The organism is Rhodoferax sp. (genome assembly GCF_030646845.1).
GTDB lineage: Bacteria > Pseudomonadota > Gammaproteobacteria > Burkholderiales > Burkholderiaceae_C > Rhodoferax.
In genome coordinates this window covers 1-22,207 of the sequence record NZ_JAUSLE010000058.1, presented here as the reverse complement: position 1 = coordinate 22,207, position 22,207 = coordinate 1, and the positions used below count along the sequence as shown (strand labels likewise).

The window sequence follows — 22,207 nt, the reverse complement described above, 5'->3', positions numbered from 1 at the left end:
CTCAACTCAAAGCGGCAGCGGCACCCGTGCCCCAAATTTGCTGCGCTTGATGCTGAAGAAGGTTTTGACATTGCGCACATTGGCGTCGCTGGTAAACAGCCGCTGCGCCAGCGTCAGGTAGTCCGGCATATGCGCTGTGTGCACCACCAGACAGAAGTCCGGTCCGGGTGAGACGCGGTAGCACTGCTGCACAGCGTCGTCCTTGGCCACGCGCTTCTCAAACGCCTCCAGCGCGTCATTGTCCTGGCGGTCCAGCGTGATCTCCACAATCGCGCACAGGCCATGACCGGCCACAACGCTGAGCTTGTCTACGCTGAGCACCGCAATCTCGCGCTCAATCAGGCCGCCGTCGCGCAGCCGCTTGACGCGTCGCAAACAGGTGGGGGGCGAAATGTGAACTCGAGCGGCCAAGGTCTGATTGCTGAGCGATGCGTCGTTTTGCAGCTGCTCAAGCAGTTGGATATCAATTGAATCCATCGTTATTTGTTCCACTATTTTAATAAAAATGTAATTTTTAAACAAACGCAAAATTTTATGAAATACAAATTCAATTTTGTTAAAAATTCAACGAACTATTTCATCAACATGCTTTTACCATTGGCGCATTAATTTCTGGAGTAGTCTATGTGTGGCATCGTCGGCGCGGTATCCGTTCGCAACATCGTTCCCATCCTGGTGCAGGGGTTGGCCAGGCTGGAATACCGCGGTTATGACTCCTGTGGCGTCGCGGTCTACGCCAACGGCTTGCAGCGCGCCCGCAGTACCGCCCGCGTGGCGGAGCTGGCCGAGCAGGTCAGCGCCACCAAGCTCGAAGGCACGACCGGAATTGCCCACACGCGCTGGGCCACGCACGGTGCACCGGTGGTGCACAACGCACACCCTCATTTCAGTCATGGCCCCGGGCCTGACGCCGCCAGCCGCCCGGGCCGCATCGCATTGGTGCACAACGGCATCATTGAAAACCACGATGAACTGCGGGCGCAGCTACAGGCCAAGGGCTATGTGTTCCTGAGCCAGACCGACACGGAGGTCATCGCGCACCTGGTCGACAGCCTGTATGACGGTGACCTGTTTGAAGCGGTCAAGGCGGCGGTTGGGCACTTGCACGGTGCCTATGCCATCGCCGTGTTCTGCAAGGACGAGCCGCATCGCCTGATCGGCGCTCGGGCAGGCTCGCCCCTGATTCTGGGCATTGGCAAAGACGGCCAGGAGCATTTTCTGGCGAGCGATGCCATGGCGCTGGCCGGTGTCACCGATCAGATCGTGTACCTGGACGAAGGCGACGTGGTGGACATTCAGCTCGGCAAGTACTGGCTGGTGGACAAAAACCACAAACCAGTGGCACCGGCGCAGCGCCCGGTCAAGACCGTGCAGGCGCACAGCGGTGCGGCCGAGTTGGGGCCTTATCGCCACTACATGCAGAAAGAGATTTTCGAGCAACCGCGCGCCATCGCCGATACCCTGGAAGGCGTGGACGGCATCGTGCCGGAACTGTTTGACGGCAGTGTCAGCGCGGCACGCGTGTTCAAGGACATTGATTCCGTCCTGATCCTGGCGTGTGGCACCAGTTACTACAGTGGCTGCACCGCCAAGTACTGGCTGGAGAGCATCGCAAAAATCCCCACGCAAGTGGAAGTAGCCAGCGAGTACCGCTACCGCGACTCGGTGCCCAACCCGCGCACGCTGGTGGTCACCATCACCCAATCGGGCGAGACGGCCGACACGCTGGCGGCGCTGCGTCATGCGCAAAGCCTGGGGATGACCCACACGCTGACCATCTGCAACGTGGCCAGCAGCGCCATGGTGCGCGAATGCGAGCTGGCCTACATCACCCGCGCCGGGATTGAGATCGGCGTGGCCTCCACCAAGGCATTCACCGCCCAGCTGGCCGGCCTGTTCCTGCTGACGCTGGCGCTGGCCCAAGCGCGGGGACGACTCAGCGAGTCGGAAGAAGCACGCCACCTCAAAGCCATGCGCCATCTGCCTGCTGCCCTGCAGGCTGTGCTGGCGCTGGAGCCGCAAGTCATCGCCTGGGCGGAAGACTTTGCGAAGATGGAGAATGCGCTCTTTTTGGGCCGCGGGCTGCACTACCCCATTGCACTGGAAGGTGCGCTCAAGCTCAAGGAAATCAGCTACATCCATGCCGAGGCCTACCCGGCTGGTGAGCTCAAGCACGGCCCGTTGGCGCTGGTCACCGCTGCCATGCCGGTGGTGACGGTTGCCCCCAACGACGCACTGCTGGAAAAGCTCAAGAGCAATATGCACGAAGTACGTGCCCGCGGCGGGGTGCTCTACGTGCTGGCCGATGCCGACACCCGGATCGAGTCGGGTGAAGGCCTGCACGTCATCCGCATGCCCGAACACTACGGCGAGCTGTCGCCGCTGCTGCACGTCGTTCCCTTGCAGTTGCTGGCCTATCACACCGCTTGCGCCAAAGGCACTGATGTGGACAAGCCCCGCAACCTCGCGAAAAGCGTCACGGTGGAGTAGGGCCAAGCGTCATCGTTATGAATTATTCCGCGCAATTAAAGTCGTAAACAGGTTATTAAAGTCGTAAACACGCCTCTAGCATCCATGCGGGTTTGCGGGGCGTTGGATTTTGGAGACGATTTCCTAAAGTCGTAAACACACGGGTCAAGAGCGCAGTGCGAACGGCTCTGTGCAGCGTAAGCGGGTGCTCGTTGAGCTAAGGTGGCGGTCAAGTCTGGGCCATCTGCCGACTTTCGCGAATGGCAGCTATCTGGAGTTTGAAATTTGAGTGATGGCGTTGCCAGGAAGCTGCATGTCGCGACCGACTCAACAGTGCCCATTGAAGTCATTCACTAGCCACACTTAAAGGGAGAAAACAGTCATTTCGATCGTACATACGACTGCCTTGTGGACTAGGGATTGATCCATCGCGGCGAGGAGCGCGACGGTGTACCCGTGCGGGGTCTAGGCTCCGACGAGCCGCATTGAAATCTCTCGTGATGCGGCGGTGAGTTCGGGCAGGTGCTTCTTCACGATTTGCGGCACTGTCGCCACCCTGTGCATCCAGGTCAAATTGAGCGCGGCGATCACTTCGTCACCCGCCCAGATTGGTACAGCAATCGAGTCTCTGTCGTCGTTCCACTCCCTGCGGGTCTGGTCGAAGTGCCCACCAAAGTCAGGGGTTCGGTGTCCGTACCCCAACCGCCTTGTCTCGTCGAGCAGTCGCTCCACCATCACGGGCTGGCGCGCCATGAAATTGCCTGGCTCGCTGCTGGCCACCAGGCGCTGCAGCATCGCCTGACGTTCGCTCTCGCTGCAGAAGGCGATGTAGGCGCGGCCAGACGCAGATCGCAGCATGTTGATGCGAAAGCCGATCGGACCCACCGGCACATGCGAGAAGTAGGACTTGGGTCGGTTGGTTTCAATCACCTCCATGCAATCGAGGCGCGGGACGGCAAGTACAGACGGCCAGTTGACCTTGCGACACAGACGCTCCATCACCGGAGCCGACACCTCGACCAGATAATTTTCGTCACTAAGCTGCGCGGCGCGCGGCTGCAGGGTGTGGCTGGCCATGTAGGCGCCGTCGGCCAGGCGCTGCCAGACCAGCCCTCGCTTCTCAAGGGTAACGACTAATCGCGTCAAGGTGGCCTTCGGGAGGTCCGTCGCAAGGAACAGATCATGCAAGCTGGCAGCCCGTGCCTGGTGCAGGTACAGCAGCACTTCAAGGCCCCGGTCCAGGGCACGAATCGTCTTGACTTTGTATTCGCGCATGATTTGCAGGATTCCAGTGAGTTTCACCAGGAGAAAACCTGGTGCGTGATCCTACCTGATGAACTTGCTTGCCGCAAATACTCTCTCCAATCCCGGATCTGAGATGCCGGGGTGTAAAAAAATCGACTGGAGACAAGATAGCACTGGGCACTGCCATTCAGGTTGGTGTGTCGTGTCTCCTTATTTACTGCACAGTCGCAGTCGCATCCAAGGAGACATGTTCATGAGTTTTTCCCACGAAGACGTTCAGCGTCTGCTGCAACTGTTGGACAGTTCGCATTTCGATGAGCTGCATCTTGAAGCCGATGGCATTAAGCTGTCACTGCGCAGGGGAGGTGCGGTCTCGAGCCCAGCTCCCACCGCTCCTACAGCGCCCGTGGCGGCGCCGATGGCTTCTGCTTCAGCGCCTGTGGCGGCACCCCAAGTCAGTGGCGACACGTCCTTGCTTGAAGTCCGAGCTCCGATGCTGGGCACCTTTTATGGCGCCCCCAAGCCCGGTGCTGCGCCCTTTGTCGCCGTCGGTGGTCGCGTCAACGGGGACACAGCCGTGGGGATCATTGAGGTCATGAAGTTGATGAATTCGATCTCCGCCAGGGTAGAAGGCGTGGTTGTCGAGGTCCTGGCCCGCGACGGTGACCTGGTCGAGTTCGATCAGGTGCTGATGCGTGTGCGTCCGGCGTGAGCGCAGCCATGAAGACAGCAGACCAACTTGCCATGGACGGCCCGATCCGACGGGTGCTGGTGGCCAATCGCGGCGAGATTGCCGTGCGCATCATCCGCACGCTCAAGCGCCTGGGCATCGAGTCGGTGCTCGCCGTCTCGGCGGCCGACCGCAACAGCATGGGCGCACGCCTGGCTGATCGCGCTGTGTGTATCGGCCCGGCGCGTGCCACAGACAGCTACCTGCGCATCGGCACCCTGATCGAGGCGGCTCGAGGTGTCGGCGCTCAGGCCATTCACCCGGGCTATGGCTTCCTGTCAGAGCGCGCGGAGTTCGCTGGTGCATGCGAAGAGAACGGGTTGATCTTCATCGGCCCGACGGCTGAGCAGATCGAACGCGTGGGCAACAAACTGGAGGCCCGGCGCTGCGCCGAACAGGCCGAGGTGCCCATTGCGCCTGGCGGGCAAGTCGACAACCTGCCTGCAGCGCTGGAGATGGCGGAACAGATCGGCTACCCCGTACTTATCAAGGCCGTGGGCGGCGGCGGCGGGCGTGGCTTGAAGCGCGCCAATACTCCCGTCGAGCTGAGCGCGCTGTTCGACCTCGCGAGTTCCGAAGCTCTGGCGGCATTCGGTGACGGCCGGGTTTACGTGGAATGCTTCGTTACACAAGGTCGCCACGTGGAGGTGCAAATCCTGGGCGACGGCGAGAGCGTAGTTCACCTGGGTGATCGCGACTGCTCGGTGCAGCGCCGTTACCAGAAGCTGGTCGAGGAAGCACCCGCGCCCAACCTCAGCGATGCCATGCGCCGCGATCTGCACGCTGCAGCGGTGCGCTTCTCCAAACATATCAATTACCGCAGCCTGGGCACGATCGAGTTCCTGGTCGATGTCGCGCGCCAACGCTTTTACTTCCTAGAGATGAATGCGCGTATCCAGGTCGAACACCCTGTGACCGAACAAATCACCGGGCTCGACCTGGTGGCCGAACAAATCATCGTGGCGCAGGGACATCCCTTGCGCTTGCAGCAAGCCGACGTTCGACTGACGGGCCACGCGATTGAGTGCCGCATCAATGCCGAGGACCCGACGCACGACTTCCGACCGGCCCCCGGCAGGCTCACCGCAGCCCACTTCCCGGCCTGGACGGACCTGCGCGTGGACACCCACATGGAAGCCGGCGCCATGATTCCTCCGTACTACGACTCGATGATCGCCAAGGTCATTGCCACCGGAAGCGACCGCGAGCATGCCCGACGCCTGCTGGAGTCTGCGCTGGCCGATGTGCGCATCGAAGGCGTAATCACCAACATCGCACTGCACCGTGCTGTTCTGGCCACGCCCGAGTTCATCGAAGGTGGCTTCGACACCGGTTTTCTCGGACGATTTCTGGCGGGCTCCGGCGCGGCAGTCTTTGGCCAATCTGAAACACTGACCGCTTCTGAAGGACAACGCTCATGAGCGCCAATCGACTCGACTTCATCGACACCACGCTGCGTGACGGCAACCAGAGCCTGTGGGGTGCCACCGGCCTGCGCACCGGCATGATGCTGGAGATTGCCTCCGATCTCGACCGCGTCGGCTACCGCGCACTCGACTTTTCCACCAGCACGCACATGGCCGTTACGGTGCGCTTCCACAAGGAGAATCCTTGGGAGCGCATCCGCCTGATGAAGGCGCGCATGCCGCGCACGCCACTGAGCTTCCTCTCCACTGGCATGCGTTTCATTTCTTGGGAAACGGCGCACCCCGAGTTGATGGCGCTGTCTTACCAATTGTTGGTGCGCAACGGCATCGAGCGGTTCATGGTGATGGACCCCATGAACAACATGCAGGCTGTGACCGACAGCGCTACAGCCATCGCGGAAGCGGGCGCTCGCGAGATCGTCGGCGCCATCGTCTACACCGTCAGCCCCATCCACGATGACGCGCATTTTGCCGATGCAGCACGCAAGCTCGCTGCTGTAACAGCCATCACCCGCGTCTACCTGAAAGACCCGGGCGGCTTGCTGACGCCCGAGCGCGCCCGCACGCTGCTCCCTGGACTGCGCGAGGCGCTGGGCGGAAAACCGCTGGAGCTGCATTCGCATTGCACGATCGGCTTGGCCCCGTTCACCTATGCAGAAGCCCCCGAGCTGGGCGTCCAGACCCTTCACACCGCCGCGCAGCCATTGGGCAACGGCAGCAGTCAACCCGCCATCGAGAACGTCGTCGCCAATCTGCAAAGCCAGGGCGTCTCGGTCGATCTGGACATGGAAGCCGTCGGCCGCGTCAGCAAATACTTTGCTGCGCTCGCTTCTGCCGAGGGTCTCGCGCCCGGCGTGCCGCAGGAATATGACATGCGCTACTTCCAGCACCAGTTGCCCGGCGGGATGATCGGAACCATGCGGCGCCAGCTGCGCGAGATGCGCCAGGAGCACCGTCTGCCAGAGGTGTTTGAGGAGGTCGCACGCGTTCGCCGCGAATTGGGTTACCCCATTATGGTCACCCCGTTTTCTCAAGTGGTTGGCACGATGGCCGTGATGAATGTGTTGGCACCGGAGCGCTACGCCAACGTGCCTGACGAAGTCATCCGCTACGTGATCGGCCGCTTCGGCACGCCACCCGCACCGATGGACCAGAACGTTCGCGACCGGATCGAACAGTTGCCCCGGGCACGCGAACTGGCCACGCAGAGCGCGATGCCGGAACTGGCAGAACTGCGCCGCCGGTTCGATTCGGGCCTGTCCGACGAAGAGTTCATTTTGCGCGCCACCATGCCCGCCGAACAGGTGGATGCGATGGTGGCCGCAGGGCCGTGCCGCCAGAACTACAGCGCCGTGGCCAGTCCAGTCGAGCGCCTGCTTGGCGAGTTGGCACGCCGGCCCGATGTCACCCATGCACGGGTCGAGCGGGAAGGTTTCCTGTTGGACTTGCGTGCCAACCAGCCCGGCGCGGCCACCGGAGCAGCGACATGAATTCGAGCACAGTTCCATCTTCAGACCCAACGCTGGCCGCTGCAAAGTTGGCTGAGGTACGCGGCTTTGTTTTTGACATCGACGGCACCCTGGCGCTCGCGGACAAGCGACTGAGTGGCTACCAGCCATTGCCCGGCGCCTGCGAATTGCTGGCTTTGTTGCGTCAACGAGGAGTCCCTCACGTGGGGTTCACCAACGGAAGCACCAAGACGCCGCAGAAGTTGTCCGAGGCCCTGACGGCAATCGGCATCGAGCTCGACGAACGGCACACGATGACGCCTGTCAGCGTGGCGGTTGATCTTTTCCAGCGCCGTCGCTACAAGCGGCTGCTGGTGCTCGGCGGCGAGGGTGTCTGGAAGCCCCTGGTAGAGGCGGGCTTTGACGTCGTGCGTTCGCCGGAGCGGGCGGACGATGCGGACGCGGTGCTGATAGGTTGGCACCCTGACTTCGTGCTGGCAGACCTGGATGCTGCATGCAGGGCTGTCTGGGCTGGCGCCGCGTTCTATACCGTCTCCAAGGCCGCCGTCGTGGCCAGTCGGGAAGGCCGCACGCTGGGCATCTCGGGCGCCCTCTCGGCAGCGGTGCAAAGCGTCACGGGAAAAAGGGCGGTGGTCGTTGGCAAACCCTCAGCCCAGGCCATGAGCTGTGCCAGCGGACGCCTAGGGGGCTTGAAGCCCGCCCAGATGGCGATCGTTGGTGATGACATCAGCCTGGAAAACGCGATGGCCCTGCGTGGCGGTGCCATGTCGATCGGTGTGCACACGGGCTTAAGCAATGCCGAAGACTTCGCTAACCTGCCGGCGGGCAGCCGCCCCCATCTGTCGATCAGCGGCGTCGACCGCTTGCTGGAGTTGTTGTCATGAGCACATCAGATTCAATGATTGCGCCTGTCGAGGTGCTGTGGACGCCCAGACCGGATCAGATCGAGCCGACCCGACTCGCTGCCTACATGCGCTGGCTGGCTACAGACAGGGGGCTGACCTTCAACAGCTACGACGCTTTGTGGCAGTGGTCCGTGGACGAGTTGGAGGCTTTCTGGCAGTCGATATGGGACTTTTTCGGGGTGCAAGCCGATGGCGTCTGTGAACCCGTCTTGGGCAGCTCGGCCATGCCTGGGGCGCAGTGGTACCCGAACGCTCGTTTGAACTACGCTGAACACGTGTTTCGCTGTGCAAGTGACGAGCGTCCGGCGATCATCGCGCGCAGCGAGGACACCGGCACCCACGAGGTATCGTGGGCCGACCTGAAGCGCGACACCGGTGCCCTGGCCGCCCGCCTGCGTGCGCTGGGGGTGGGGCCTGGAGACCGGGTGGCGTCGTACATGCCCAATCGGCCCGAGACGGTGGTGGCCTTCCTCGCCTGCGCCAGCCTCGGCGCGATCTGGTCCAGTTGTGCGCCCGACATGGGCGCCACCGTGGTGTTGGACCGGTTCCGCCAGATCGAGCCGAAAGTGCTGTTTGCAGTGGACAGCTACAGCTACAACGGCAAGACGCACGACCGGCGCGAACTGGTCGACGAGTTGCTTCTGGCGTTGCCAAGCGTCCACCACGTCATCCATGTGGCAGGGCCGATCTGCCGCGCAGCGTCCCACAAACCGCCGGCCTGGCGTGATCGCATGGAGTGGTCGGAGGCGATTGCGGCAGATGCCGAGTTGCGTTTCGAGCGCCTTCCTTTCGAACATCCGCTGTGGATCGTCTATTCGTCTGGCACCACCGGACTGCCGAAGGCCATCGTGCACAGCCAGGGCGGCATCGTGCTGACGCACCAGAAAACCATGGCGCTGCAGCACGACCTGCGACCCGCCGACCGGCTGCTGTTCCTTGGCGGTACCGGCTGGATCGTTTGGAACTTGCAGATCGGTGCCTTGTTGACCGGCGCGAGCATCGTGCTATACGACGGCAACCCGGCATGGCCCGATACGAAGGCGCTGTGGCGCTTCATCGACGAACAGAAGGTCACTCTCTTCGGCTGCGGCGCAGCCTATTTGATCAACTGTATGAAGGACGGACTGCGGCCGCGTGACATCGCGCCACTGCAGAGCCTGCGCGCGATCAATGCCACGGGTTCACCCCTCCCGATCGACGCGTACCACTGGGTCTACGACGCCGTAAAGACCGATCTGTGGCTCGCCTCGATCAGCGGCGGCACCGACATCGCGTCCGGTTTCGTGGCCTGTGCGCCAATCCTGCCGGTGACTGCGGGTGAGATCCAGTGCCGCGAGTTGGGCGTGTCCGCCTATGCGTTCGACGACAACGGCAAGCCGGTGATCGACGAAGTGGGGGAACTGGTGATCACCAAGCCCATGCCGTCGATGCCGATTTATTTCTGGGGCGACCCGGAGCATCGGCGGTACCTGGAGAGTTACTTCGAGATGTATCCCGGCCTCTGGCGCCATGGCGACTGGATCCGGTTCACGGCGCGCGGCACCTCAGTGATCTATGGCCGATCGGATTCAACCATCAACCGGTATGGCATCCGCATGGGCACGGCCGAAATTTACCGGGTAGTGGAGGAACTGAAAGAGATCCGCGATAGCCTGGTGGTTGACCTCGAATACCTGGGGCGTCCGTCGTTCATGCCGCTGTTTGTGGTGCTGGCGCCCGGCCAGGTGCTCGACGACGCTTTGAAGGCGCAGATCGTTCAACAGATCCGGACCAAGGCCTCCGCCAGGCATGTGCCCAACGAGATCTACCAGGTAGACGAGATACCGCGCACGCTCACCGGCAAGAAGATGGAAGTGCCGGTGCGCAAGCTGTTGTTGGGCGCTTTGGCCGAGAAGGTCGCCAGCCCCGATGCGATGGCCAACCCGAAGAGCATTTCCTTTTTCCAGCGTCTGGCCGATGAGCTGAAAGCACTGCCGACCACCTGATTCGATTTCACAAACGCCCATTTTTTAAACCCGCGGAAAGTCGCAATTCGACGGCAACCGCATACCTACCGTGTAGCAACACAAGAAGGAGACAAGCATGAGCAACAAACCCAAAGTCCTGATGATCATCACGCTGGACACCAAGGCAGTGGAAGCGAAATTCATTCGCGAGGTGTTGGAGTCGCAGGGCGTGGACGTGGTCCACCTCGACGCCAGCATACGCAGGTCAACCGATTCGAGCGTCGAGATCCCGCCGGAGGCGATTGCGGCGGCAGCCGGCATGACCCTGGAAGAAGTGCGCGACCTGAAGCACGAAGGCAAATGCCAAGGGGTCATGATCGAAGGCTCGGTCAAATGCGCCCTCGAATACCACGCCAAACACGGCTTGAGTGGCATCATCGGCGTGGGTGGTTCGATGGGCACGGCCCTGGGCACCGTTGTCATGGGCATGTTCCCTTACGGCTTGCCCAAGGTCATGGTGTCCACCATGGCGTCGGGCTTCACCAAGCCCTTTATCGGCGCCAAGGACATCAACATGTTCAACCCGGTGTGCGACATCGCCGGCCTGAACAGCATCACGCGCGACGTGTTCCGCAATGCGGCGCTGGCCACTGCAGTGATGGCCAAGAACTATTCACCCACACGCGTTGAGCCCAAGCCGCTGGTGGCGATGACCACGCTCAGCACCATCGACGCCTGCACCGTCAACGTGCGCAAGCAACTCGAAGCCAAGGGCTTCGAAGTGATGGTGTTCCACACTCTGGGCACCGGTGGCATGGCGATGGACCAGATCGTAAGTGAGCGCGATGTCGTGGCGGTGGTAGACACCTCGCTGGTGGAAATCAACGACTTTCTCAACAACGGCCTGTGCAATGCCGGCCCGGACCGCGCCAAATCGGCACTGGCCAAGGGCGTGCCGGTGATCTTTGCACCGGGCAATGCCGACTTCATGGTGGCCGGCCCAATCGACATGGCCAAGTCGATGTTCCCCAACCACCGCTACCACATGCACAACCACGCGCTGACGGCGGTACGCACCGAGCCGAGCGAACTCAAGGCACTGGCCAAGCACATGGGCGGTCTGATTGCCGATGCCAAGGGCCCCGTGTCGTTCTTCGTGCCGCTCACAGGCTTCTCGCACCACGACAGCCCGGACGGCCACCTGCACGATCCGGATATGTGCCCGGTGTTCCTCGACGCCTTGAAGGAGGCTTTGCCGAAGACCGTAGTGGCTCGCGAATTCAACTGCCACATCAACGACCCACAGTTTGCGGACGCGATCGTCGAGCAGGTGCTGGCCTACACTAAAAACCGGGCAACTGCCGCGGCATGAAGATAATCGGTGCACGCCAGACATCCTTGCATGCATTGCCTTCTGTCCGATCAATGAAGTAAACGACATGGACATCGACAACCTAATCGCCATCGACACGCACACCCATCTGGAGGTGTCGTGCCGCAACCCGTTTGACAACTACGGGGAAGAATACGACCGCGCGGCCGACAAGTATTTCCGATCGAGCAGGCGCCCGACGATGGACGAAACGCTGGCTTACTACCGAGAGCGCAAGGTCGGATTTGTCAACTTCACGGTCGACGCCGAGGCGCAACTGGGGCGGCAGCGCATCAGCAATGAGGAAATCGCCGAGGCGGCCATGGCCAACAGCGACATCATGATCGCGTTTGCCAGCATTGATCCGCACAAGGGCAAGATGGGCGCGCGTGAAGCTCGAAGGCTGATTGAGGATTTCGGCGTGAAGGGTTTCAAGTTTCATCCGACGGTGCAAGGCTTTGAGCCGCAGGACCGGATGGCCTGGCCGATCTACGAAGTCATCAACGAATACCAACTGCCAGCCATCTTTCACAGCGGGCACTCAGGCATTGGTTCGGGCATGCGTTGCGGTGGCGGCCTCCGGCTGCAGAACTCGAACCCGATGCTGCTGGAGGATGTGGCGATCGCGTTTCCCGACATCCAGATCGTCATCGCGCACCCGAGCTGGCCGTGGCAAGACGAGGCGATTTCTTTAGCGATGCACAAGCCCAACATCTGGATCGATCTGTCGGGCTGGAGCCCCAAGTATTTCCCGCCACAGTTGGTGCAGTACGCGAACACCTTGCTCAAGGACCGCATCCTGTTCGGCAGCGACTACCCGCTGATTACGCCTGATCGCTGGATGAAGGACTTCGCTGAAGCGGGCTTCAAGCCCGAGGTCCAGCCGCTGATTTTGAAAGAGAATGCGATGCGGCTGTTGAAGCTTTTACCGAAGGCAAGCTAGTTCCAGTAATAGTCGTCGCGGAGCACTGGTTCAAGGATCGGTGGCCCACGCGAGGTCCGGCACCCGTCGATGCCAGTCCGTTGCCTGCTGGAATGCGGAACCAAGTGCCAACAGGCGAGCCTCAGTGCCAGCCCGACCAACGAGTTGTATTGCGACCGGCATTCCGAGCGTGTCGAATCCTGCAGGCAGGGTGAGCGCGCAGCCGCCAACATGGTTGACCCAGCGCGTGAACTGCCCCAGCGGGGATCCGCGTTCGTCGACGGAGTCGAGAGCCGGTGCGCTGCAATGCACTGTCGGAAGAAGCAGGACCTCATCGGCCTGCAGCCAGCGCCGGAAGCGCTCGCTGGCCTGGACACGCGCACCACGCGCGGCGGCGATCGAGCCTGAGTCCGCCATGCGCGCTTGTTCGAAGCGACGCTGCAGGCCCGCTCCAAAAGCACTCGGGTCCATCTCGAACCGCGCGCCGTGTACGGTCCAAGCCTCAGCGCCAATCAGTGTTCCTGCATCGCGTGTCAGGTCCGCCAGCGCGAAGGGGGGCGAGCTTTTGCTCAGATGCGTGCCCAGGCGAGTGAAAACATTCACCGCCGCATCGAGTGCATGCTGAACGCCGGGTTCCACCGGGACCGGATAGGCTGCGCTATCCAAAACGAGGAGCCGGCTGTTATGTGGCGCTTGCATCGGCGGAAGGCGGGTTGCCGTCAGGACCTCGAACAGTCTTGCACAGTCATCTGCGGATTGCGCCATCGGGCCAACGCTGTCATACGACGGAGCCAGGGGAAACACGCCGTCTTCTGGAATCAGTCCAAAAGTGGTTTTGAGCCCGGTGATACCGCACAACGCACCCGGCATCCTTATGGATCCCGCTGTGTCACTGCCCAAGGCCGCAGGCACCATGCGCGCCGCCACGGCGACCGCCGAGCCACTGCTCGATCCGCCGGCCACTCGCACGGTGCGGCCGTCCCATGGGTTGCGCGGCGTGCCCATGGCAGCGTTGATGCCCCAGCCGCCAAAGGCCAGTTCGACCATCTGGGTGTGGCCGACGATACATGCCCCGGCATCCAGCAATCGCTGTACGGCGGTGGCGGTTCTTGTCGCCCGTCGTGCCGCGAACATTGGCGTCCCGACGCTGGCGATATCGCCCGCGAGGTCGAAGCAGTCCTTGATCGCGATGTTCCATCCGTGCAGTGGGCTCTCTGCCATCGAAAACTGCCCGGTGGGTCTGACTCTGACAAACGCGTGCAGTGCGTCGTTCAGGACATCAAAGGCTTCCTGGCGTGTTTGCGATGAACCCATCATTTCGGTGGCGGGTCACCCGTGCCACCACTAAGTCGATAACCCACCGGCAGGAGTTGCAACCCCAGGCGATGCTCTATCTCACCCCAGATGCCGCGCGGCATCAAAAGGGCAAACAACAGCGCGGTTGCGCCGAGGCCAATGAGGTAGGTCACACCAGTGGCACCAAACAGGGTTTCGATGGTGAAAAACAGAACCGCGCCGAGGATCGGCCCTTCATAGGTGCCGATGCCGCCGACCAGAACCATGAAGATCATGTAGGCCGTCCATTGCACGCTGAAGTACGTCTTGGGCTGAAACGTGATCGAGCTGGCAAGCCACAATGCACCCGCAGCAGCGCAGCCGAAGGCCGACAGCACGAAGATCAGGCGCTTGGAGGACAACACCCGAACACCCACCGAGCCTGCAGCTTCCTCGTTGTCGCGTATCGCTTGCGCCGCCGTACCCATCTTGCCGCGCAACATCACGAATACCAGCCAGGCCAGGGCGGCCATGGTGCCCAAGGCCGCCCAATAGGTGTAGCTGCGACGGTCATCGGCCGCGTAAGCCTGCAGCGCGATGAGCGAGGTGCCAGTTTCACCTTGGACGAGCTTGTCCAGGTTGACCAGCAGATGGCACAGTGCGGCCATGACCCACATGCCGATTGCGAATTCACCGCCGCGCAGTCGAAGCATGAAGGCGGCTATCGGTATTGAAAGCGCCCCGACCAGCGTCGCAGCCAACAGCAATGCCGGGTACGGACTGACACCCCAGTCAGCCAGACGAATGGCTGCATACGCACCCAGCCCAAAGAACGCCTGATGTCCCACGGACAGCAGTCCAGCGTAGCCAGCCAATGCATTCCACATCAGGGCCAGGATGCCGTAGATAAACAGGGTAGTGAGTCGTTCGACCGCGTTGGGCGACAAGAATAGCGGTCCCGCGACGAGCACGAGTTGGGCAGCAGCCACCAGCGACACTGTCGCAATCGATGGCAGGGTCCATCGTGTGACACGTACGGCGGTGCGTGTGGTAGTAGCAACGGGTGGGTGTGGAGTCAGGTTCATGGCGTTCAGGCTCGGCTGCGGAATCGGCCAGTGGAAGATCGGATCCAGCGGCGGAGGGTGTTTGCGGCGTACACCCGTGCCAGCAGCACCGTCAGGAAGACGACATGCCCGGCGATGAGGAAGCCTTGTGGGTGCACTTGCGCGCCTATGCTCTGCGCGACACCCAAAACGATGCCTCCCAACAGCGTTCCCCACAGTGCCCCGCCACCAATGATCACAGCTTCGAATGCGAAGATCAGCTGGTAGGGGCCGGTATAGGGATCGAACGTGGCCCGCATTGCGAGGAAGGCACCAGCGATCGCCACGGTGGCCATCGCGATAGCAGTTGAAGCCGCATAGACGGCCCGTGCGTCGACTCCGACCAGCTGCGCAGTGTCTGGATCGTGGGCTGCGGCGCGAATGCGCCGGCCCAACGCGGTGTGCGCCAGCATGAGATGCAGTCCACCGAGCAGCGCAATGGCGACGACCAGTGTGAGCACCGCGAGCTGGCCAACGATGATGCCGCCCGGCAGTGTCCAGCCGTCGTAGCTGAGCGAATCGATGTAGGGAGCCAGTGAACGTGTGTCGGCATCGAACGCCTGGAACATGGAGTTGTCCAGCACGCTCGCGAGACCGAAGGTGCTCAGCAAGGGGATCAGGGCGCCCGCGCGGGCGCTGCGCTCCAGAACGAGCCGGTGCAGCACCCACCCGATCAGCGCCATCACCGGGATGACCGCAACGAGACCCAGCAGGGGATGCACCTCAAAGCGTTCTGCCAAGACGAACAGCATGTAAGCCGCCAGCACCGCCAGACTGCCGTGCGCCAGGTTGATGATGCCCATCACGCCGAACATGAATGACAGACCACACGCTAGCAACGCGTAGTAGCCACCCAGCATCAGGCCTTGGACGAGTTGGTTCAGCCAGATCATGTTGTTCCTGTCGGTTGTGAAGTCGGGCCTGCTGTGGACGTGCGATGGCCGAAGTAATACTCCATCACTTGCTCGCGTGTCATCTCGTCAGCCCGCCCGCTGGCCACTACTTTGCCTTCGAGCATGCATACGATGCGGTCAGCGACTTGAAACGTTCGCTGCAGGTCTTGCTCGACCAGCACGACGGTGGTGCCGTGGACCGTGCCCTTGCCCATCAACGTACGCAGTGAGTCATAGACGCCTTGGACCGCCAGCGGCGAGAGGCCAAGGGACACTTCGTCCAGCAGCAGCACTCGCGGATTCGTCATCAACGCGCGGCCAATGGCCACGGCCTGCTGTTGACCTCCCGACAAGGTGCCGGCTGCCGCCTTCAGTTTGGGTTTGAGTTGCGGAAAGGCTTCGAGCACCGTGCTTAGGTTCCAGTTGCCCTCACGCTTGGCAGACAGGGCTACGAGCAGGTTTTCTTGCACGGTCATCGCAGGGAACAGCTTGCGCCCTTCGGGCACCAAAGCCAGTCCAGCTGCGACCCGGTGGTGCGCTGGCAGCGCACTCACGTCTAGGCCGTCGAAGACGATGCGGCCGCCCGCCACCGGATGCACGCCCGCCAGCGTTCGAAGCAACGTTGTTTTGCCAGCGCCGTTGGCGCCGACGAGCGCCAGCGTTTCGCCTTGCTCGATGTCCAGGCTGATGCCTTGTACGGCCGTCAGAAGACCGTGTCTGGCCTCCAGGCCTTCAATTTTCAGGAGGCTCATCGTCCGCCTCCCAGGTAGGCATCGACCACGGTGGCGTTGGACAGCACCTCTTGTGGATCACCCTCGGCAATCACGCGGCCGGAGTCCATGCATACCAGCCGCTTCGCTACCTGCAGCAGCACGTGCACGATGTGCTCGATCCAAACAATGGCGATGTCCCGGCTGTGCAGCACCTTGATGGTCCGCACGAGTTCCGCCGCCTCACCGTCGGTGAGGCCGCCGCCGATCTCATCCAGTAGCAACACCTGTGGGTTGGTTGCCAGTGCGCGGGTCAACTCCAGCCGCTTGCGATCCAGCAGGCCGAGTGTCGCGGCGCGCCGATTGGCCACCTTCGTCATGCCACAGAGCTCGATCGCATCGATGCAACGGTCATAGGCTTCGGTGCGACGGAATCCACCCCCGTGCGTTGCGGCCGTGAAGACGTTTTCGAACACAGTCATGCCACTGAAGGGTTGCGGCACCTGGTGGGTCCGAACGATGCCCATCCTGCAGCGCGTCGCGGCGTCCAGCGATGACACGTCATTGCCCTTAAAGCCAATTGTTCCGGCCGTGGCGGCCTGCGATCCGGACAAAACACTGAGCAGGGTTGTCTTGCCGGCCCCGTTAGGCCCGACGATGCCGATCGCATCGCCGCGCCGAACCTCGAAGTCCACGCCGTCAAGGACGACCAGTGCACCGTATTGCTTGCGCAGTCCTCGTGCGGAAATCAATGCATCAATTGACGACATGGTGTGACAAACTTGTTCGATCAGGCGTACGGACGCAGCTTGGCCGCCACCGGGACATTGGTATCGGCGGCGTTCTCGGTGATGACGTAGTCGTACTTGTACTTCGAACCTGCAGCGGCCTTGACCCACTGCGTGCCAATCAGCGGCGTGGTGCAAGCACCCTGCACCGGTCCCTTGGTAAAGTCGACCTTGCCCACCGTGGTCGTGGTCACCAATGAACCAAGCGACTTGGCCACGCTGGCCTTGTCCTTCGGATTGGTGCTGGCTTTCAAGGCTTCGAAGCCGGCGTCTAGCAGCGACATCGAAGCACCGAGTTGCTGGTTCCACTGCTTGTTGGCGGCTTTTTCGTAGCCGTCGGCCAACTGCATACTGGTTACACCTGTCAGTGGCGATTTGTAGGGGAATGTCTTGTGCCAGTAACAGGCGCTGGAGAGATTGAAGCCGAGCGGCCCCAGTGCCTCTACGCTGGACGGAAACAGACCGGTCTTGGCGACCTGGACGATCTTCATCGTTTTTGTGAGGCCTTGCTGGGCAGCCTGACGCCAGAAAGTGGCGAAATCCGGTGGGATTGGAAAGGTGTTGAAGATGTCGCACTTCTCGGCCTTGAACTTCGCGATCTGCGCTGAGAAGTCGGTAGTGCCCGTCTCGTACGGACCCGCATCAACGATGGTGAAGCCAGCCTTCTGCAATGCCGGTGCCAGACTGGCCCGAATGGCGTTGCCATCAGCGTCGTTGGGGTAGAGTGCAGCCACTTTTTTATTGGTGGACAGTTGGCCCCACTGCGAGGTGTAGCTCTTGACGAACTCGCCCACGCCGAACGAGAAGTGGAATGTCCATTTGAACGGTGATGGCTCGCCGGGCTTGGCGCCGCGCCCGAAGTACCACGCCTCCCAAGGTGTCACGGTCGAGAGGCAGGGCACGCCCGCACCTTCGCAAGCGTCTGCAACCGGGTTCACGGTCTCGGGTGCGGACGTCACGAGAATGAGGTCGACCTTGTCGGAATTGATCAAGGTCTTTGCCAACTGGCTGGCGCGGGCCGGATCAGATTGCGTGTCGCGGTCCAGGATCTCGACTGCGTATTTCCTTCCGCCCACCGTCAGTCCGCCTTTCAACGACTTGCGAGCCAGTTCGAGCACGTAGCCATCGGCCTCGCCGAAGCTTGCCAAAGCACCCGTACGCGGGCTGATGAAGCCGACACGAATCGTGTTGGCGCCATCGGCACCCTGGGCGAAGATGGAAGTAGGGTTCAGCAAAGCCAACCCCACTGCGCCGCCGGCACCGAGCACGGTCCGCCGCGAGGGCAACGGTTGGGTGGTTGTGTCTGCGGCAATCTTGTCAATTACATTCATGTTTGTCTCCTGGTGGTTTGAGGGAAAGAACTATCGCGGGATCTACTTGGCCATGCAGCCACCGTCGGTGACTAACATCAATCCTGTCGTGAAACTCGAAGCGTTTGAGGCGAGGTACAGCGCCGTGCCCTTGATCTCGCTGGCGTCGGCGACGCGCCTCATCGGCGTGAACGCAGTGATCGCAGCGACGAATTCAGGGTCGTCGTATTTGCCGTCAGCCAATCGGGTACGAAAAAAACCGGGGCAAATCGCATTGACCTGGATGTTTTGCGTCGCATATTCGAGTGCGAGTTCGCGCGTCAGGTTTACCACCGCGCCTTTGGCGGCGTTGTAGGCTGGAATGGGTGCCACGCTCGATGCTCCGGCCAAGCCCCACATCGAAGCAACGTTGATCAGTTTGCCGCTTTGCTGGCGCACCATGAGCTTCAGCGCTTCACGGTCGGTGTAGAAGACACCCTGCAGGTTGACCGCTATCACTGCATTCCAGTTGTCTGTCGGATAATCATGCAGCGGCTGCGGAGCGAGATCCGCAATACCGGCATTGGCGAACGCGATGTCGACACGACCAAACGCCTTGTCTGCAGACTGGAAAAGCGCTGCGACATCTGCTTCGCGCGTCACATCGCATTGGATGCTCAGGGCCTTGCGTCCGAGTGCCACAACGCGCGCTGCAGTCTCTTCATTCCTGACCATATCAATGTCAGCACAAACGACATCCGCACCCGCCTCTGCCATCGCTGCGGCGAACTGGTAGCCCAGGCCGTTGCCTGCGCCCGTGATCACGGCTACTTTGCCGCTCAGGTCAAACATCTTCATCACACTCATGGTGTTGATCTCCTCGTTTAGTGCCAGCAGCTTTTGCGCAGATTTAGCTGACCGTCATCGCGCCATCGGCGACGAGTTCGGCACCCGACATCCAGCGCGACAGGTCGGAGGCGAGAAACAGTGCCAGGTTGGCGATGTCACTTGGCAGGCCGGTTATGCCCAGGGGATGCGCCGCTTTCATCTGCGTGTAGGCATCGTCGCGATCCTTGAACATGCCGAGACTAACGAAGTCGTTAAGCAATTTCTCACCCATGTCAGTTTCCACCAGACCCGGGTGGATGGAGTTCACCCGAATGCCATAGCCGAGTCGACCAAACTCGACGGCCGCCGCCTTGGTCAACAGACGGACCGCACCTTTGGACGCGGAGTACACGCCCAAACCAGGTGTGCCGATCAGGCCAGCCACCGACGACAGATTGATGATGCTGCCACCCTTGCCCGCGCGGCCGCCTGGCTTCATCGCCCGTACAGCATGCTTGTGACCTATGAGCACACCGGTCACGTTTACGGAGAGCAGCTTCTGAATGTCAGCGACAGTGATGTTTTCGAGGAAGCAGGTCTGCTCGATTCCGGCGTTGTTGACCACGATGTCGAGGCCGCCGAAATTGTTGAGTGCGGTTTCGATGAACGCAATCCACTGATCTTCAACGGACGTGTCGTGCGCAACAAACACGGCCTGGCCGCCGGCTTCGCGAATCTGCTTGGCGACTTGCTCGCCACGCTCGGCTTGCACATCACCCAAAACAACCCGTGCCCCTGCCTTTGCCAAGGTGCGAGCCACCTCTGCACCAATACCGCCTGCGGCGCCAGTAACGGCTGCAACTTTGCCATTCAAATCAATCATCTTGTCTCCATCGCGCCGGCCGGTGGGAATCACTTTTCCCACTTCGATGTCCAAGCGTCATTTGTTTTTCCTCGATCCGATACGTGGTCTTGGATTGGTGCGAATGATGTGTTCCCGCGTATCCGAAGCTGTAGCCATCTCGAACAACATTTCACCGAGTGAAAAGTTATGAGTGCGCGGGTAAATCCTGATGCAAGGCACTGAAGTCCGCAAATTTGATGTGGTTCGGAGTACCTTGATTCGGCAGCGCGATCGCGTCCGCTACAGTGTCTTTTTGTCTGCAATCAAAGCGAATGGAGCCTGAGATGAAAGCTGCTTTTTACGAACAAACCGGGCCCGCTGACCAAGTGCTACTGGTGGGCGATTTGCCCGACCCCCAGCCCGCAACCGGCGAGGTTTGCGTGCGGTTGCAGTGGTCTGGCCTGAACCCTTCCGACGTGAAGGCGCGCTCTGGCGCGCGCGGCCCGATAATGCCGTTTCCGCGCGTGATTCCGCACAGCGACGGTATGGGGATCATCGATGCAGTCGGTGCGGGTGTGGATCCGGCACGAATCGGTGAGCGGGTCTGGCTCTGGAACGCTGGCTGGGCGCGACCTTTCGGAACCGCAGCAGAGTTAGTGTGCGTGCCCGAGCAGCAGGCAGTTCCCCTGCCAGCCAACGTACCTGGTGAAGTCGGTGCCTGCCTGGGCATTCCCGCGCTGACGGCGCTGCACGCCGTACTGACAGACGGTGGCGTTGAAGGTCAACGTGTTCTCGTCGCGGGGGGGGCGGGAGCGGTGGGCCACTACGCCGTGCAGTTTTCGCGCTTGTTGGGTGCGCGCCAGGTCATCACGACAGTCAGCTCACCGGAAAAGGCCGCGTTGGCGCTAGCCGCTGGTGCCGATGTGGCCATCAACTACCGAACGGAACCCGTCGTGGACCGTGTGCTGGAGGAAACACAGGGCGCTGGTGTCGATCGCGTGATCGAAATGGACATCGCGGCGAATGCGGCCATTGACATGGAGGTCGTGCGTCCGGATGGTCAGTGGGTGGTGTATGGCAGTGGCGCAAGGCAGTTCACTTTGCCGTTTTTCCCGATGATTTCGCGCAACTTTGGCGTCCGGTTTTTTATTGTCTACAACCTGAGCGATTCGGACCGTCGCCGCGCCATCAAAGTCTTGACCGATTTTCTGCGGCAAGAGGTGCTGCTGCACAACATTGGAATGAAACTCCCCTTGGCTTTGATTGCTGATGCGCATCACGCGGTCGAAAACGGAGCGGTTACGGGTAACGTTGTTCTTTCGATTGGTTGACTTTCCCGAGATCACGTCTGCGCTATAAATGTTCGCTATGGGTTCTCGAGTTCGAAATTTCAACGTGCAGTTATGGATTAGATACTTTTGGAAAGACGGAGTATGCGGATGACTGGATCTGGTCGCCACGCGACGACCGCCTTTTGGATAGACCTTCCCTGAAGCTGTCTTCCACAAATGGATTTCGTGAGATCTTGAATGTCGGCTAGCAGGCGACGACTTGAATAGTCGCTAGGACTGCTTTGGGTCGTTACGGCGCCAGGAACGGGCCAGGAGCGGTCAGTGGGAGTCGATCCTCCAATGCGGACTTTGATCTGGTGCGACCAACAGAAGCTGACATTGGAGAACACGGTATGGATTCGGCTTCATGTCATTTTTTCGTGTATCTCCCTCTTGGATTCCCGATCGCAAGACGGACGTTCACGTCAGTACATCCCCGATACAGAGGTACTTCAGTTCCACATAGTCATCCATGCCGTAGTGAGAGCCTTCGCGGCCCAACCCCGACTGTTTGACTCCTCCGAATGGTACATGCTCGGTGGCGAGGATGCCGACGTTGATGCCCACCATGCCGTACTCCAGCGCTTCGCTGACCCGGAAAACGCGGCCCACGTCGCGGCTGTAGAAGTAGCTGGCCAGGCCGAATTCGGTGTTGTTGGCA

20 protein-coding genes are annotated in these 22,207 nt (G+C 61.0%); 9 read left to right on the top strand and 11 right to left on the bottom strand.

Annotated features, from left to right (window positions below; translation table 11 throughout):
• Positions 1-6: 6 nt before the first annotated feature.
• On the bottom strand, positions 7-477 hold the full coding sequence (locus tag Q7T10_RS13870; protein ID WP_304749258.1) for an Lrp/AsnC family transcriptional regulator: 471 nt from the start codon (positions 475-477) through the stop codon (positions 7-9).
• Positions 478-624: 147 nt separating this feature from the next.
• Between Q7T10_RS13870 and glmS the strand changes: the two genes are divergently transcribed.
• Positions 625-2,490, top strand: coding sequence for a glutamine--fructose-6-phosphate transaminase (isomerizing) (gene glmS / locus Q7T10_RS13865; protein ID WP_304749255.1), 1,866 nt, complete (start codon positions 625-627; stop codon positions 2,488-2,490).
• A 444-nt stretch (positions 2,491-2,934) separates the two neighbouring features.
• Here the strand turns inward: glmS and Q7T10_RS13860 are convergent, their stop codons facing one another.
• Complete coding sequence (locus tag Q7T10_RS13860; protein ID WP_304749254.1) at positions 2,935-3,771, bottom strand: helix-turn-helix domain-containing protein; 837 nt, start codon at positions 3,769-3,771, stop codon at positions 2,935-2,937.
• Positions 3,772-3,967: 196 nt separating this feature from the next.
• Between Q7T10_RS13860 and accB the strand changes: the two genes are divergently transcribed.
• The 7 genes from accB (at position 3,968) to Q7T10_RS13825 (ending at position 12,506) form a co-directional block, all read left to right on the top strand.
• Complete coding sequence (gene accB, locus Q7T10_RS13855) at positions 3,968-4,426, top strand: acetyl-CoA carboxylase biotin carboxyl carrier protein (RefSeq protein WP_304749253.1); 459 nt, start codon at positions 3,968-3,970, stop codon at positions 4,424-4,426.
• Positions 4,427-4,434: 8 nt separating this feature from the next.
• On the top strand, positions 4,435-5,865 hold the full coding sequence (locus tag Q7T10_RS13850) for an acetyl/propionyl/methylcrotonyl-CoA carboxylase subunit alpha (protein ID WP_304749252.1): 1,431 nt from the start codon (positions 4,435-4,437) through the stop codon (positions 5,863-5,865).
• Complete coding sequence (locus Q7T10_RS13845; RefSeq protein ID WP_304749249.1) at positions 5,862-7,361, top strand: hypothetical protein; 1,500 nt, start codon at positions 5,862-5,864, stop codon at positions 7,359-7,361. The genes Q7T10_RS13850 and Q7T10_RS13845 overlap by 4 nt, the downstream gene beginning before the upstream one ends.
• A complete protein-coding gene (locus Q7T10_RS13840; protein WP_304749247.1) occupies positions 7,358-8,224 on the top strand; it encodes an HAD-IIA family hydrolase in 867 nt (288 codons plus the stop codon). Before Q7T10_RS13845 ends, Q7T10_RS13840 begins: the two co-directional genes overlap by 4 nt.
• Entirely contained in the window at positions 8,221-10,230 is a 2,010-nt protein-coding gene (locus tag Q7T10_RS13835) for an acetoacetate--CoA ligase (protein ID WP_304749244.1), read from the top strand. Before Q7T10_RS13840 ends, Q7T10_RS13835 begins: the two co-directional genes overlap by 4 nt.
• Positions 10,231-10,327: 97 nt before the next feature.
• A complete protein-coding gene (locus tag Q7T10_RS13830) occupies positions 10,328-11,563 on the top strand; it encodes a Tm-1-like ATP-binding domain-containing protein (protein ID WP_304749242.1) in 1,236 nt (411 codons plus the stop codon).
• Positions 11,564-11,630: 67 nt separating this feature from the next.
• The gene (locus Q7T10_RS13825; protein ID WP_304749241.1) at positions 11,631-12,506 is read left to right on the top strand and encodes an amidohydrolase family protein; all 876 of its coding nucleotides are present in this window, start codon (positions 11,631-11,633) and stop codon (positions 12,504-12,506) included.
• Between the two features lie 30 nt (positions 12,507-12,536).
• Here the strand turns inward: Q7T10_RS13825 and Q7T10_RS13820 are convergent, their stop codons facing one another.
• Genes Q7T10_RS13820 through Q7T10_RS13785 form a run of 8 tightly spaced genes read right to left on the bottom strand, consistent with a single transcriptional unit; the run spans position 12,537 to position 20,254 of the window.
• Positions 12,537-13,802, bottom strand: a complete 1,266-nt coding sequence (locus Q7T10_RS13820) for an amidase (RefSeq protein WP_304749239.1) — start codon at positions 13,800-13,802, stop codon at positions 12,537-12,539.
• Positions 13,799-14,845 (bottom strand): branched-chain amino acid ABC transporter permease, encoded by a 1,047-nt coding sequence (locus Q7T10_RS13815; protein WP_304749237.1) that lies wholly within the window; start codon positions 14,843-14,845, stop codon positions 13,799-13,801. The genes Q7T10_RS13820 and Q7T10_RS13815 overlap by 4 nt, the downstream gene beginning before the upstream one ends.
• A gap of 5 nt (positions 14,846-14,850) precedes the next feature.
• Positions 14,851-15,756 (bottom strand): branched-chain amino acid ABC transporter permease, encoded by a 906-nt coding sequence (locus tag Q7T10_RS13810; RefSeq protein ID WP_304749234.1) that lies wholly within the window; start codon positions 15,754-15,756, stop codon positions 14,851-14,853.
• On the bottom strand, positions 15,753-16,508 hold the full coding sequence (locus Q7T10_RS13805; RefSeq protein WP_304749232.1) for an ABC transporter ATP-binding protein: 756 nt from the start codon (positions 16,506-16,508) through the stop codon (positions 15,753-15,755). Before Q7T10_RS13805 ends, Q7T10_RS13810 begins: the two co-directional genes overlap by 4 nt.
• Positions 16,505-17,236 carry an ABC transporter ATP-binding protein gene (locus Q7T10_RS13800; RefSeq protein WP_304749229.1) on the bottom strand — a complete coding sequence of 244 codons (732 nt, stop codon included), beginning with the start codon at positions 17,234-17,236 and terminating at the stop codon, positions 16,505-16,507. Before Q7T10_RS13800 ends, Q7T10_RS13805 begins: the two co-directional genes overlap by 4 nt.
• 20 nt (positions 17,237-17,256) lie before the next feature.
• The gene (locus Q7T10_RS13795) at positions 17,257-18,585 is read right to left on the bottom strand and encodes an ABC transporter substrate-binding protein (protein ID WP_304749227.1); all 1,329 of its coding nucleotides are present in this window, start codon (positions 18,583-18,585) and stop codon (positions 17,257-17,259) included.
• Positions 18,586-18,627: 42 nt separating this feature from the next.
• Positions 18,628-19,410 carry an SDR family NAD(P)-dependent oxidoreductase gene (locus Q7T10_RS13790; RefSeq protein WP_304749225.1) on the bottom strand — a complete coding sequence of 261 codons (783 nt, stop codon included), beginning with the start codon at positions 19,408-19,410 and terminating at the stop codon, positions 18,628-18,630.
• Between the two features lie 43 nt (positions 19,411-19,453).
• Positions 19,454-20,254, bottom strand: coding sequence for an SDR family NAD(P)-dependent oxidoreductase (locus Q7T10_RS13785; RefSeq protein WP_304749223.1), 801 nt, complete (start codon positions 20,252-20,254; stop codon positions 19,454-19,456).
• 305 nt (positions 20,255-20,559) lie between these two features.
• On the opposite strand from Q7T10_RS13785, the gene Q7T10_RS13780 reads away from it, so the two are divergent.
• Entirely contained in the window at positions 20,560-21,546 is a 987-nt protein-coding gene (locus Q7T10_RS13780; protein ID WP_304749220.1) for an NADPH:quinone reductase, read from the top strand.
• A gap of 420 nt (positions 21,547-21,966) precedes the next feature.
• Here Q7T10_RS13780 and Q7T10_RS13775 read toward each other — a convergent pair.
• Positions 21,967-22,207, bottom strand: a 241-nt coding sequence (locus Q7T10_RS13775) for an aldehyde dehydrogenase family protein (protein WP_304749217.1), incomplete at its 5' end; no start/stop codon positions are given.